Origin of the sequence: Methanoculleus marisnigri JR1 (genome assembly GCF_000015825.1) — an archaeon.
GTDB lineage: Archaea > Halobacteriota > Methanomicrobia > Methanomicrobiales > Methanoculleaceae > Methanoculleus > Methanoculleus marisnigri.
The window spans coordinates 663,883-677,949 of the sequence record NC_009051.1 but is presented as its reverse complement, the minus strand read 5'-3'; the positions used below and the strand labels follow the sequence as shown (position 1 = coordinate 677,949).

9 protein-coding genes are annotated in these 14,067 nt (G+C 46.0%); 1 reads left to right on the top strand and 8 read right to left on the bottom strand.

Annotation, left to right across the window (positions count from 1 at the left end):
• Window positions 1-553: 553 nt before the first annotated feature.
• Both MEMAR_RS12915 and MEMAR_RS03400 read right to left on the bottom strand, forming a co-directional pair.
• Window positions 554-2,074: an asparagine synthase-related protein gene (locus MEMAR_RS12915; protein WP_011843541.1), complete on the bottom strand. Its 1,521-nt coding sequence runs from the start codon at window positions 2,072-2,074 to the stop codon at window positions 554-556.
• A 457-nt stretch (window positions 2,075-2,531) separates the two neighbouring features.
• The gene (locus MEMAR_RS03400) at window positions 2,532-4,253 is read right to left on the bottom strand and encodes an asparagine synthase-related protein (RefSeq protein WP_011843538.1); all 1,722 of its coding nucleotides are present in this window, start codon (window positions 4,251-4,253) and stop codon (window positions 2,532-2,534) included.
• 473 nt (window positions 4,254-4,726) lie between these two features.
• Here MEMAR_RS03400 and MEMAR_RS03395 point away from each other — a divergent pair, with 473 nt between their 5' ends.
• Window positions 4,727-5,809: a glycosyltransferase family 4 protein gene (locus tag MEMAR_RS03395; protein WP_011843537.1), complete on the top strand. Its 1,083-nt coding sequence runs from the start codon at window positions 4,727-4,729 to the stop codon at window positions 5,807-5,809.
• Window positions 5,810-6,095: 286 nt separating this feature from the next.
• Here MEMAR_RS03395 and MEMAR_RS03390 read toward each other — a convergent pair whose 3' ends face one another.
• The 6 genes from MEMAR_RS03390 to MEMAR_RS03365 form a co-directional block, all read right to left on the bottom strand.
• Window positions 6,096-7,967: a hypothetical protein gene (locus MEMAR_RS03390; RefSeq protein WP_011843536.1), complete on the bottom strand. Its 1,872-nt coding sequence runs from the start codon at window positions 7,965-7,967 to the stop codon at window positions 6,096-6,098.
• A gap of 154 nt (window positions 7,968-8,121) precedes the next feature.
• Complete coding sequence (locus tag MEMAR_RS13080) at window positions 8,122-8,766, bottom strand: glycosyltransferase family 4 protein (protein ID WP_052291848.1); 645 nt, start codon at window positions 8,764-8,766, stop codon at window positions 8,122-8,124.
• Between the two features lie 547 nt (window positions 8,767-9,313).
• Window positions 9,314-10,495: a glycosyltransferase family 4 protein gene (locus tag MEMAR_RS03380; protein WP_011843534.1), complete on the bottom strand. Its 1,182-nt coding sequence runs from the start codon at window positions 10,493-10,495 to the stop codon at window positions 9,314-9,316.
• 312 nt (window positions 10,496-10,807) lie between these two features.
• Entirely contained in the window at window positions 10,808-12,049 is a 1,242-nt protein-coding gene (locus MEMAR_RS03375; protein ID WP_245526642.1) for a phenylacetate--CoA ligase family protein, read from the bottom strand.
• 51 nt (window positions 12,050-12,100) lie between these two features.
• The gene (locus tag MEMAR_RS03370) at window positions 12,101-13,219 is read right to left on the bottom strand and encodes a glycosyltransferase family 4 protein (protein WP_048063735.1); all 1,119 of its coding nucleotides are present in this window, start codon (window positions 13,217-13,219) and stop codon (window positions 12,101-12,103) included.
• A 48-nt stretch (window positions 13,220-13,267) separates the two neighbouring features.
• Window positions 13,268-13,777 carry a glycosyltransferase gene (locus tag MEMAR_RS03365; RefSeq protein ID WP_011843531.1) on the bottom strand — a complete coding sequence of 170 codons (510 nt, stop codon included), beginning with the start codon at window positions 13,775-13,777 and terminating at the stop codon, window positions 13,268-13,270.
• Window positions 13,778-14,067: the final 290 nt, after the last annotated feature.

The following is a 14,067-nucleotide window of genomic DNA, read 5'->3' as shown; positions in this document are numbered from 1 at the left end:
AAGGTTTGATCAACCCCGGGTTTATCGTTCGGATCTATTTCGCATGCTATTTGAGGAACGTGATGTTATGCACGAGTCCCCGGGAAGAAATCCCTCAATACTCTCGGCTATTTCCTGGCATTCCCGGATGTTCCGTCACCGGTAGGCCTCCCCTAAAACAACTCACAGGGGTCCCGCCGGTGTCAGCCGATGTGCAGCTTCGTCAGAGGGAGGTGATGTCAGATAATTTCCCAGAGCCAGTCTACCAAATGGTTTCAATAAGCCATTATAATGAGCACACCACACTAAATTAGAGAGACAGCAAATAACGAGCGTAATAACAGAAGAAATTGGCGGGAAAATTTCAACTGTATAAAGAAGATTGGCCCAACCGAGGGTGGTGTACAAACAGCAAATCGCATATACAGATAAGATATTCCGTTTTATCTGTATTATTCATCTAAAGGCGATAGATCGCTTTAACTTGCCGAGAGGGTCTAACTTTCAGTAACCTGAGGTCTGGGGAGGAATTCAAAAGGGGTCTGATAATGATAGCCCCTCAAAATAGCGATGATCACCGTTTGATCTTGTATCGTAAATTTCTCACCAATTTAGAATCTTTCAGGGCATATTCAACGGAAATGCATTTAGATGTTAACTGTCGAAGTAAAGGCGAAAATATCAAATTTTTGGCATTATTTCCATCCCAATGGAGGTTATAGATATCCCTAAGAATCTCTAACTGAGCGATCATTAAGATTAATTGATAATCATCCATTCGATCATTTTGCCAGCTATCCCACAATTTTTTTACATTACCCATGTTGAAGAAATTGAGTTCAGACAATGTACCATTAAATATACGATCATATAGCATGTTTGAAAAATGTTCTTTCAACCACCTATTGTATTCGTGATGACTTTTTGTTAATTCGGTATTATCCACATTCCCATCGAATGATCTCCCTGTTCTTGCCCAGGGCATTGAGTACAGTCTCACATCTATTTGCTTAAATAATTCCGCGTATATCAAATTATTGCGACAGCGAGGATTAAGTGACCAGATATATGAAACGACATCATCTGAGGTGAACATTTGTTCTAAGTGGGTCCATTGCCTGATATAGCCCATTGCGGAAACTATCAATCTTCTCATATAGTTCTCTTGCAAGTCCAACTCACATAGTGCTGAATATGGCTTATTTTCGGATAATTCAAAAGCAGTTTCTCGATCTTGATTCAAATAAGGAATGCAATTTTTATGTAACTCATATAACATACATCCCCGATAATTTTTAAATTTTAAAAGTTTAATTTTACTTAAATTTCGTCCGCTAAATTCACCCCGTCCAATACTGTCGCCGAAACTTGAAGCCAATACCACGTCATCTTTGCTTAAATTTTTGAAAAATTTCTCACCATGTAGATTGATTCCGGTCACTTCAGAACCGCAATATCGAACACTCTCAAAAATTGCATCATAAAGCGTTTTTTCATTCAATGGGGTGTGGATACAGTCCCATTTATATAATCTAGAGATTTTTTTTGCGTAATCCACGTCCCTGCTTCTTTCGACACCCCAGGTAATTGCTGTTACGTTGAATGAAGGTGATTCATCTTGCAATACCTTCAGCAAACCTGCGGTCACCCTGCTATCATAACCACCAGAAAGCAGCAGATATACATTAGAATAATTTTTTATATAACTGGTTAGTTCATTTAAGAGTAAGCGTCTCAGATTGGATGCGATTTCGAATGGAGACGCATATATGTTATCGTGAGGGATTGGTGGTTCCCGCATAAGCGTGCCGTTACTCAGCAATGTTGCCCGCCATGGGATCCTATTAACGCCTTTAACCAAGGTTCGATTTCCGTGGATATAGTTAAACTGCAATAGTGACGCAACTGCAACAGGATCTATAAATCGTTTTTCTGAGGGGATTATAGTTATTATTTCATCAAAAGACTCCGAAATATGTACACGACCATTTTCGTCTTTCGTCCAATAGGGACAAAAATCGCCAAATTTGCTGGTCGTATAACTATCTCCACCTTTCAAAGATATCATTTCATCGAACCCCTGAACCCTGTACATGAGAATTTATATTAGTAATCTTTTGAGGTGCTAATTCGTCACGTGACAAATTCTGGTGAACGTGTGTTCATCTATTCTTTAGATTAGTCCTCCTGGTTTTACTTGAAGACTATGATTTTCATGCTGCCAGTGGGAGAGTTCAGATGAGATCTATGTTATAATAAGTATTATTGAAAGAGAACAATCGTCTTAGGGAAGTGCTCCTGGAGTGAGACCGTGATTGGAGACAACTGTTTAAATGGGCGCCCACGGCGAGGAGGGAGAGGAAACAGAAACATACACAGCGGCTCACGATGAAATAAACGTTGTCTTGTTCGAGGGACATGTCAGTTTTTGGGCGAAGAAGAATGAGAAGTTACGAATGGTTCGAAGGAGAACATGTGAAATTTCAGTTACTGGATAATTAGGTGCTTTATTGCACCAACTCACTCTTGATGCAATGCTCATAGTTAGATAGTTAAATCCTATGTTTACAATCATTGCTTAAAATTTCATGCATCCTTATTATGATGTATACCCGAAAAGCCAATATATTCCCGTCTATAACTGGTGAATACGCTTTACTAGCCAGGTTTTTGATAAACGAAGGTATCATATTAATGATCTTCTGTTCGAGCGATCTTTTCGACGCTTGGCTCACCGAATCTGTTTTAATGCTTTTCAGTATAAAGGATACAAAGTCAGGCCCAAATATTTCCCTTGCACGCTCAGATTGAATTTCTTGTCGTAATAAATTCATCACTTCCTCCTTTTTCAGAATATCTCTTGGTGGTAGATTAGCTCCTTTGTCTGCATACACAATATTTGGACCAATTGCATCAACAATGGACCTGAATAACGCCTTATCTGTTCTCAGGTGATCTGGCAACTCCCTTACTTGATGAAGAATCGATCTGGAGGTTAAGGGGTTGATTATCTCTACGTAAGAGAATTTAAGATCAGAGAGAGCAGCAAGTACTGCTGGAAGCCGGAATACGTGGTAGAGCCTATCCCTCCACTGCTCTAGAGATTCACTCTCCCTCATTTCGAGGTCGGCAGGTAACTCCTGATTGGGAAGTTTGTAGTCAGTTATTACGTTTTTTAAATTAGGAATGTTCGAGCAAAGATTGCACCCGACACTTTGTAAAACATTTAATCTCGATGAGACAGGATTCCATCCAAATCCCTCATCTCCTCTTATTATTCCTTGTACGCCGTCTTCATGTAACTTACTCCAAAGTTTAAACCCATCCATATATCCCGAAAGGTGGTCAATACGACCCTCTCCACATAATATGAATCTATCAATAACCTTCGCAATTGGTTCTTCAGAGATATCTGTATGGTAATAACTATGCTTAACACCTAACGTCCGGGCCAGGTCTTTCGCGACTTTGGCATCATTGCCATTTTCATTGATTGCATCCTTAAGACCCCAGGTTATTGTTTGTAAATCCCCGGTGTTTTCCCCGGTGCTATTAATAAAGCACAGTATCCCCCTGCTGTCGTATCCACCAGAAAGAGGCAGCACCCATTCATCATAGTTAATGCCTTTGAAGGATTCAATCGTTTTCTTAATAGCATCTGTTAGCAATCGTTGATGTTCACTGTCAGAGCGAGGTACCTCAGCAAACTTGATGGGGAGGTGTTTGGTGGATATAGACCAGTTCTCTTTATCGAGGATAACTGAGGAATCTGGACCCAGTCTCTGTAATCTCTTATCCCATGATAACTCAGGCCCTAATGATCCGGTTGATAGCATCCATGGGATCACTCTTTTATCAAAAACAAAGCCACCAATGAACATAATGATGGCTCTTTGCGATGTTGAAGATACAAATAAACTATCATCACAGTAGTACCAGATCGTCCTTGAAGCGGCGGGATCGCTTACCACCTCTAAGTAACCGGGACTATCCCGAAAAAGTGCATATGAGCCATCAGGGGATTCAGATAATGGTTCATACAACCTGCTGCTGTGTTCATATAAATGTCCCAATAACAGGCTGGTGCCATTGCACATAATGGATTTAGTGGGATTCATTATCCCGAATGCTATCTTATCGTGTACAAAAACCTCATGATCCACAGTTGCAGAAAGATTATCGGGTCCAAGTCTCTTACATATCTCTAGTATCCGCCTCCTATCTTTTGAATCGAAAGGTCTGCTTCTACTGCATGCGTAGATTACTTTTGACATGTTCCCCCCTTAGTTTGTTTGAGAGGCCCCATTATCGGTATCATACATAAGAATATCCTAACACGGACAGATCTTTCTCAGACAATTTTAGGCCATGCTCATATAATGGAACAGCAGTTTGATTAACAAAGACTCCAATACCTGCAATTAAAAAAACATGACCTCTAAATTTCAGATTAACTAACAACCGATAGCGAGCGTGTACTCATGGGAATGGTTAAAAACTGGGTACAATAGTCCCCATTTACACAATTTATTATGGAGCAGGAATGTAAGACAAATGGAACTTCATCGAAAATATCCCCAAAACGCCCCGCTGGAAATACTTATATGGAATCCAGTGTTTGGAAATGAAGAACGAATACCAATCTAAGAACAGAGACAAACCACGGTGGTAACTGATCTGGTTGTCCAATGCCTAGATCTCAATTGATAACTCCCAAACCGCAAAATCTCTGCTAAGAGGCCATAAAATGAAAATTGCGATAATAGTGAGTAATTTCCCTCCAAAATGGCTTGCCGGGACAGAGATTGCAACGTACCACATGGCAGAGCACCTGGCACAACACGGGCATGAGGTGCATGTGATCACATCCCTGGATGAAGGCCTGCCTGAGGAGAGTTGTGAGAAGGGGTTTCACACCCATCGTCTGCCCAGGGTCCGAATCCGCTTTGTCGGTGTGTTTGCTTTCTGGGTCAATATCATCAGGACATTACGAAAAATTAATCCAGGTATTGTCCATGCACAGGGCCTCGGAAGCGGAATGCCGGCTCTCCTCTCAAATAGACTGATGAAGAACCCTTATGTGATCTATGGGAGAGGGTCTGATGTCTACCTTCCAGATTGGTTCAACAAATTAACCGCTAAGGGGATTCTGAAAAATGCCAGTGCAGTGATCGCCCTCACAGAACATATGAAAGATTCCATGCAAGCAATCTATAGCAGGGATGTAGTTGTAGTTCCAAACGGGATTGATCTAAACGAGAATGCGGAGAGAGAGGCAGAGCGAGGGGATCCTGGCAAAAGAGTTCTGTTCGTCGGCCGTCTGCACCCCGTCAAGGGTGTCCGGCACCTCCTTCAGGCAATGAGCATAGTTCACCAGGATCTGCCTGAAGCGAAACTGATCCTCGTTGGCGACGGTGATGAGAGGGAGCATCTCGAAACCCTGACAGACAGTCTCGGGATAAGAGAATGCGTTGAGTTTGTCGGCAAAGTCCCACACGAGAGGGTTCAGGATTACATGAATCAGGTAGAGGCCTTTGTCCTCCCCAGCCTGTCCGAAGGCTTCCCTGTTACAATTCTTGAAGCGATGGCCTGTGGCCTGCCTGTTGTTGCAACACGTGTGGGGGGCATACCAGATATCATTGAAGACGGCACAAACGGATACCTTGTCGATGCCATGAATCAGGAACGGATGGCCGAAGCGCTACTGAAGGTCCTGCGGAATGAACCGTTGCGGAAAGACATATCGAACAATAACAGAGAAAAAGCAGAAAAATACAGGTGGGAGGCAGTTGCTGCCGAATTAGAAGAGATCTATCGAAACTCTCTCTAATCCGGTGAAGCCTACCAGAGATGTCAAATTCAGGAACGAGCACTTATCTTGCTTGTAAGAAGGAATAATTCTCTCAAAAAACGCTTAACACTACTGTTCCTTGATATAATTATGAATCAGAGCTTTGCTGGAACCAAATTCAGGTTTTCATTCTTACCGGATCGAAGTGGATGTCGGACTCGATTCGTCTCTTATCATTCACCTGAGCCGATATTAGCCTGAAAGCCGGGATCGTTCCGCTCTCCCTTCACCTCCACAAGACACATAACAGGGTATGAGTTTTCAATCATATATTAGAATACATGGTGACCGAGTTAGCATTATATGTTTTAGAATACCCCTGTCCTTCTATTCTCTGTCCGAGATCATAATCCAGTCGATACGGGCCTTGAAACAACTTAAAACTATTTTCTTTTATATCCTCTCGAATTAATACGTCCCTTTGCTCCAATTCAGAATAATCTCCAGTGAATATGCTTTCATCTATCTGGGTAAGGTCGATATCGAGGGGTAGAAACGATATAACATTTGTGATATACTTTTCTGTCCCGATCTCTCTGGTGTACATCTCAGCGATAGAATTTATCGAGTGCAATTCAGATTCGGTAAGCGAAGATCTAACCGCAGTATTTGGCGAAAACATATGATTGTCCACGTTAGCATTGGGACTCATAATCAGTAGGAACGCAAACGTAGAGATGGAAATGAGCGAACCAAGTGCAATTATTTTTTCACTGGTTATCATCGATGCCTTAAGGAGCAGTACAATTGCTGCTCCAAGTGGAACACTCAGTAATATTTGCGCAAAATACCACCATCGGTGTTCAATCACTCCAAATCCAAATAGTAATGATAAAAATCCGATCGCGAGAGGGATAATCCCAATAACTGCTATAATAAAACTTTTGTTGTCTTTTCGAGACAATAAGTAAAATACGCCGATAAAAGAGAGGGCAAAAAACAAAAACATCCCAAACTGATTGAAGACCTGCTCACCCACCGGGATCGCCGACAAATATGTCGATGTGGCCCCAGGCACTCCTTTCGCGACGAAAAAATCCCTGCTGAATCCCAATTCAATCAATTGCGCCAATATTTTCGTGTGACCGCTAGCGTAAACCCACCACGAATACATTGCGAGCGTAAAGAGGACAGGGAGCAGCACAGGTATAGTGGCATGTTCCCTCGAGTGAATTGCATTAAAAGCAACCGTCGACAGCCATGATGCGAGCAGGAGTATTGCCAAACATGCAGACACCAGCGTGTGTGTAAAAATAGTGGTAAGAAATAGAATAATTATAATTAGATTTTTGGAGATCGATAGATCTGAAAGATCTTTCAAAGCCACATAAAACACGATTGGGATGAATACGGCGGCAAACGAGGTCGGAATCGAACCGAGACTCATGAAAATATGGTGATTTGCTATCACAACCATCAAAGAGGCAAACAAGCCGACTTTATGGTTTTTAAAGATTAAACCTGCAAGCAAGTACAAAAATAGTACATTACAGATGATCTGAACTAAACTCACCGATAGCATCGCAGCAAGCTTATAACCCAGGTCGGTAACCAGCGAGGTCATTGCGACCATAAGATGGAATATCGGCAAATAGCTGTAATTCCTCCCACCGGGAATCGCTTGCGACTCTAAAATCCAGGTAGTAACCATCTGATGGGCCCAGGGGTCCGCTCCCACCACATTCGGGAATAGCAGTAACTGAGACCATACAATAATCGCACCGAGAGCGATAATCTGGGGTATAATGAGCCACTTCTGCCGTTCATTTGAGAACAGAATCTGGCAGGCAATTGCTCCGGCCATTAATGATGTCGATATAAAGAAAAGCAGCGGTCTTTCATAGAGTTCGGGCCTGAACCCGACGGAGAGAATACTTCCAATCAGAAATATGACATAGAGAAGAAGAAATAAATGCACCTTTGATCTGGATTCTCCAATCTGGAACGGTAACGAGACCCTCTTTCTCATAACGAGCCACGTCACGCAGGCAAGGAGCGTTAAAACCCCGGGTAACACATATACGACCCGACTGATGCTTATTGCTGTGTAGGAGATCAAGAACAACGAAGCAATTGCTCCCACAACTGCAAGATTCCTGTCAAGGTTATCTGTTATGGTAGCAAGGGAGAGTCTCATTCAGATCCCAAACCCGGCAATAGTGTTTATTCCGCACAGACGAACGCAAAAAAAACAACCCGTTCGTGACAGAACGCCTTCTTCCTCCACAAATCCCGGCGATTTCGCTGATAAATGAACCCGCCATGAACTTAAGGTGTCCCACAACCCAGGATCATACTTCTTCAAGCACCTCCTTCCATCGAGCAACCACGCGCTCAAACGTGAAATGCTCCTCCACAAACCGCCTCCCGTCCTCCGCGATCCGCTCCAGGTCCGGGGAGTTCAGCGCCCGGTTCACGTTCTCCGCAATGCACTCAAGGGAGTTGTTCTCCATAATAAATCCTGTCACGCCATCCACTATGACATCCGGTACCGCCCCAACCGGTGTGGCAAGCACCGGGGTTCCGCATGCCATCGCCTCGAGCATGATGTTCGGGAGCCCTTCGGTGTAGGAGGGGAGGACAAGGAGGCGGAGCTGGTTGAGGTATCGGGGGAGGTCATCGTGGGAGATCCAGCCCGGGAGCTCGACGCTGGCGGAGACTCCCTGTTCTTGCAGAGTGGCCTCGATCGTCTCTTTTAGCTGCCCGTCCCCACCGATGAGCACGCGGAGATCCTGCCGGTCGCTGAGGATGGCGGGGAGGGCCTGGACGAAATGCTGGACACCCTTTTCCCCGCTCAGCCGGCCGATGTAGCCGACGAGGGCCGGGCGGTCGGGTAGGGGGGTGGTGACGGTGAAGGTCTCGAAATCGAGGTAGTGCCGGTGGGCGATGAGGATTTTGTGGCGATATCGTCCGAGGTTCCATTCAGAAATGTGCATCGGGCTATAGACAATAAGGTTCTCGCATAATAACCGATTAAACGTAGATATCAAGAAGATGACCGGCCTCATCCTATTTTTTTGCACCGTTGACTGATACAATGGAGAACCGGCAAACAATAGTATCACCGGTTTACGAGTTAATTTTGCGGAAACTATCGGAAATATCAGCAGTTCCCCACCTACAAAAAATAACCACGCATCAACACTTTTTGCCACCTTAAGTATGGAAACCGAGATCCTTAGCTGCGTAATGGCGTATGCTATGCCTCTACTGAAGATATGCTGCTTTGGTCGATGAGATATACTTGTAACTCGAACTCTGGCATCGATGTTGCCGACCTTCGATCCCTCGTTCCCGGTTATAACATACAGCGGATTGTTTGACCGTTTTAGCAGAACTTCTGCAAGATTTAAAAGCGGCCCACTCCCGGACTTGCTCACAGGAAATGTCACCACCGCTATCTTTGTATCATTCGTAACCGGCACTCAAAACACCCATGAAATCCACATTCCCTTTACTTAAGAGATTACTGGTGAGAAATCTTCACTCATTTAAAACACCCAGATAAAGTCGCTCCGTCTTCGTCGCAATCGCGTCCCAGGTAAACGGTTCGCATTTTTCCCGTGCATTCGCGCCCTTTTCCCTCCTGACCACTTCATTTCGCAAAAGATAAACAATCTTTTGAGCAAAATCCACCTCATCGTCGATCTGTGCGAAGAGGCCATTACACTCCTCATCGACGATGGCTCTAACGCTCCTGATATCACTCACAACAATCGGCAGGCCGGATGCAGATGCTTCTAATAAGACGTTACCAAATGCTTCATGTCTTGATGGGAGCACGAATATATCGGCAGCCTTATAGTATTGACTCTTCTCGTCAGAGACGAAACCTGTAAATCGAACTGAAGCCCCGATTCCAAGTCTTTCTGTCAACTCAATGAGTTCTTGCTCCATCGGCCCATCGCCGGCGATAACAAGGTATGCGTCCGGAATCGAATCCAGAACAATTTTCATTGATTTTACAAGAATGTCAGGTGCCTTTATCGGAGTGAGCGAACCTAAAAACAAGATAATCTTTGCTTTTCCCGGTAAACCTAAATTCTCCCTGCACTGCTCCTTCGTATACGGGATCTCAAACTCCTCAGGATTCAGACCGTTCGGGATAACTACAATGTTATCGAGATATTTTCCCAAAATTTTAGATTCATGAGCATGCTCCTTTGAAAGAGCGATTATCTTATCCGCGTTTGATAAAATATAATCGCACAACAGATTATTAAAGAGAAAAACGCCCACTCTCCGACCGGGGCTTCCAAAGGTAGCATCCCAGTCTCCATGATAAGAGACGATGTATGGTACGCTATGCCGTCTGGAGTACCAGTAACCAGTTAGCGGAACCGGGAGGTTTCCCATCCTTGCATGGACGATATCGAGTTTAATACCCGAGATAATTGGTTTATATAGCGAACCGAAAGAGATCGGGGCCCGCCCAATGGAAAAGTTCTTACTGTATCGATGGATGTGGATGTTACCGTATTCTTCGTATGAGTCTCCGCCATTGTCGGATGTGGTAAATACAAAAACATCGTGACCCTTCTTCGCCATCTGCTTTGCCAATTGGTACGTACCATTCTCCACCCCACCGTACGCGTGAGGAATTAATACTCTGTCAGTTCCCGGATCCCTATGCGGAAAGCTGCTTGTAAAATACCCAATCCTCACTACATCTCACCACCGGGTATTGGGATCGCTCTCTGGCCGTCACCATCGAAACGGTATGCCCGACCTTTCCCGAGCAGTTCTTCGGATCCCCTCAACACCAACGTATACGACCTCCGTTCTCCTGTTTTTAGAGATTCCGGCAACCTCTCCCGTCAAACCTCCAAAAAACGATCCCCCAATCCGTCGAAGAAGATGATACCGCAAGAGAATCCCTCTGCAGCCTCATATTATATATAGACACGCGTACCCGGAGTTTGACTCCGTTTACTGAGGCCAAGAGTTTTTCTTTGTTTTTAGCGGAGTATACCAAGATCATTGAATTTCCACCTTTGAGACAGCACATCTGACCTTTCCCGAAGGGTCCCGCGGGATCTCCTCAACGATATCCACGTCAACCACCATCTCCTCACCCATGGCAGCCTTGATCTCTCGTTGAATCTGCGGGATCGTTGCCCCTGAAAAATCCGAACCCTTAACGACCAACACATTCAGGCGGTCAATTCTCTCCTGGATTACCTTGAATTGTCCAATGCCGGGGATCTCCCTCATGAGCACCGTCCAGATAATGGGAGAGAAGATCTGCCCGTTGGGAACTTTCATAAAGGCATCAGAGCGTCCCTCAATAAGTTTCATCAGCGGCAGTCCCCGGCCGCAGGGACAGATCTCATCGCTGGGAACACCGACATCCCCAACGGCGTACCTGATTAACGGCATTGTGTAATTGTACAATCCCGTGTACACCATTTCCCCTCGCTCCCCCGGGGCAACCGCCGAACCGTCCCGTAGAAATTCCATAACTACCGCATCACAGTCGATATGATATCCGGCATGTTCATGACATTCCCAGGCGGTCCGGCCAAGTTCGACGCACCCGAACTGGTCAAGAACATCCACTCCAAAGGTAGTCTCGATACAACGGCGCATATCTTGAGTGAGCAGTTCGGATGTGCTGTAGATCAGTCTCGGGTGTATCCCATCGGTACCAGTTTCCTGCAACCTTTTTGCAACCAGATGAATTGATGATGCATACCCGTCGATAACATCCGGATTAATCTGTTTTAAAGCCTGGATTTGATCATCGGGCTTATCAAACAATGAAACAAATTCAGGGGTGAAAATTCGCAGTTTCTGGAACCATTTCTTTTTCACGACATGGCTCGGGGAGGTGAAAACGGCCCATCGGTCTCGAAGATTTTGGCCACAACTCAGGTTTGGCCGGAGAGCAACAGCTTTCTGGTAATCCTCATCTCTCGTGCCATAGACCATCCTGAACGGGATACCTGTCGAACCGCTTGTCCGGGAGATCCAGCACCTGCTGAGATCGGTGCCCGGCGGCAGTATTCTGGAAGGAAAACTTTCCTGGACATCATTTTTAGTTGTCAATGGAAGTTTTTGCAGGTCCTCGACGCACTTAATATCATCAGGGTATACACCTGTCGATCGGAATTTATCGCGGTATAGCGGCACATTTGCATAGGCATGCTTTAGTATCCCCCTGAGCATCTTTACCTGAACGGCATCCAGCTCCTCCGGCTTCAACCATTGTTGTTTCATGAGATTCTGCAGGTAGAATGCTTTCCGTAAATGACTCATAACCCCCCAACTTCAATGTGCACTTGAAATGACTTCCTGATAAACATTGAGTGTTCTGGCAACGATCCGCTCCCACGAATACTCCCACACGATCTTCTCCCTGGCGTTCCGTCCCATCTTTGTCCGTTTATCGTCATCGAAGATAAGAACCCGGAGATGATCAACAAGAGCCTGGACATCCTTCTTCGGAAACATCACGCCCCCGCCATCGATCAGGTCTCTCAAATGGGGCAAGTCGGAGATCACGACAGGTAACTCACAGGACATCGCCTCCAGTGCTGTTCGAGGTACCCCTTCGTGCAGGCTTGGGAGCACAAAGATATCAGAATCCTGGAAAAACCAGGGCATCTCATCATAGGGAACAAAATCGATGATATTGATATTATTGTCTAATTCCAGGCTCTCAATAAGTTCGCGGATACAATCCCTCTCCGGCCCTTCCCCAATCAGAGTCAGGTGCAGGCTCGGTATTTCCTTGACCAGAATATCCATTGCCTGCACGATATACTCCACACCTTTTCCTTTAACGAATCTACCCACCCAGAGGAGGTTGATCGTATCTGCAGCATGATCACCCGCCCGGGGATGAAATTGTTTTGTATTAATACCATTTGGAATCACAGCAATTTTCGATTCGGGGATGTGGAGAATGCTGATGAGGTTTTCCTTCTCCTCCTCGGTATAACAGATAATCCTGTCTGCGGTATTCAGTGTCCACCTCCCGATTGTTTTGAGATAGAGCAGGTTGAACCAGTCGGGGGCGCTGGCGGACATGATTCCATGGTTGGTGATCACCAACGGGGATGAACCGATCTTTCTGATCAGGGCACAGACATTGGTCGAGAAGAAAAGGTGGGAATGCGCATGAATGATATCGTAACTCTTGCGGATTCGGAATAGTTTGAAGAGCAACCCTAAGCTTATGGTGTTGCCCAGCAGTTTCGCGTTATTCTTAAAACAGGCTACCCGGAACCCGTCCAGATTATCCGGCATTCTATCAGCCATACTCGTTGTGAGTATGGTCACCTCATGCCCCAACTTCACCTGGGACTTGGACATCTCTCGAGCATGCACCCCCAAACCTCCTACGACATAGGGATAGAGATCGCTGGTGACACGGAGTATCCTCAAACAGATCCCTCCTTGATGACCTCCGGCCCGATGCTGAGCACAGCCATCTCAGATCCTCTCGGGCCAGCGAGAACTCCTTCGCTCACCCTTTCCAGCCTCCTCACCAACCGGGGAACCAGTCGCTCTCCTCTTCCCCCGCTCGATAATCGGCACAAACGTCTTGTCCTTATGGGGGACGTCGTAGGTGACCGAGATCGGGACCTCGGTCATCTTCAAGCCGAGAGGGGCGATCGCGGCGGTCCGGTCCGCGGAGCCGTCATCAACGATGATCACCCGGTCGGCGTGCTCCTTCACCTGAAGGACCACACTCCCGATAACCCGCTCCTCATCGTAGACCGGGATAATGGCAGCAAGGGCCGGACGTCCTCGCTTCCATAGCGGTCGCCTCCTGCAGTCCACCGGGTCCCCGGCAAGAACGCCTCCTCTCTCGCCGTTATCGTTGTTCCGGATGACCGGCTCGACCAAGCCGGCCGCGCTCCCGGTGCAGTCGCCCGGAGCAACCGTCTCCCCCCTATCCACAGACAGGCCAACCGCAACGGGAACAACCGACAGACACATGCAGACTATCCTCCGTCGGGCGTCTATGCTGCGGTACCGGGTGTCTCCCGAAACTGAACCTGAGGATGTATGGGACGGCGGATCTATGATGATGAGTGTGATCTCTCCAGCCACGCCACCCGACACCCAGCCATATCGTTGGCTGGATATAAATTTTTCCACCAATATATTTTTTAGTGGGATAACCCAAGAGCATTTAGACGGGATCTAGACTCAATTGCAGCCCGATTTGGAATTTCATCAGCGGACAGCCCCTGATGACACGCAGATCCCGACAGGAGGTCCAGGAA

Coding starts and splice junctions, on each gene's coding strand:
- MEMAR_RS12915 (WP_011843541.1), bottom strand. CDS start 2,074: ATGTACAGGGTTCAGGGGTTCGATGAAATGATATCTTTGAAAGGTGGA.
- MEMAR_RS03400 (WP_011843538.1), bottom strand. CDS start 4,253: ATGTCAAAAGTAATCTACGCATGCAGTAGAAGCAGACCTTTCGATTCA.
- MEMAR_RS03395 (WP_011843537.1), top strand. CDS start 4,727: ATGAAAATTGCGATAATAGTGAGTAATTTCCCTCCAAAATGGCTTGCC.
- MEMAR_RS03390 (WP_011843536.1), bottom strand. CDS start 7,967: ATGAGACTCTCCCTTGCTACCATAACAGATAACCTTGACAGGAATCTT.
- MEMAR_RS13080 (WP_052291848.1), bottom strand. CDS start 8,766: ATGCACATTTCTGAATGGAACCTCGGACGATATCGCCACAAAATCCTC.
- MEMAR_RS03375 (WP_245526642.1), bottom strand. CDS start 12,049: ATGAAACAACAATGGTTGAAGCCGGAGGAGCTGGATGCCGTTCAGGTA.
- MEMAR_RS03365 (WP_011843531.1), bottom strand. CDS start 13,777: ATGTGTCTGTCGGTTGTTCCCGTTGCGGTTGGCCTGTCTGTGGATAGG.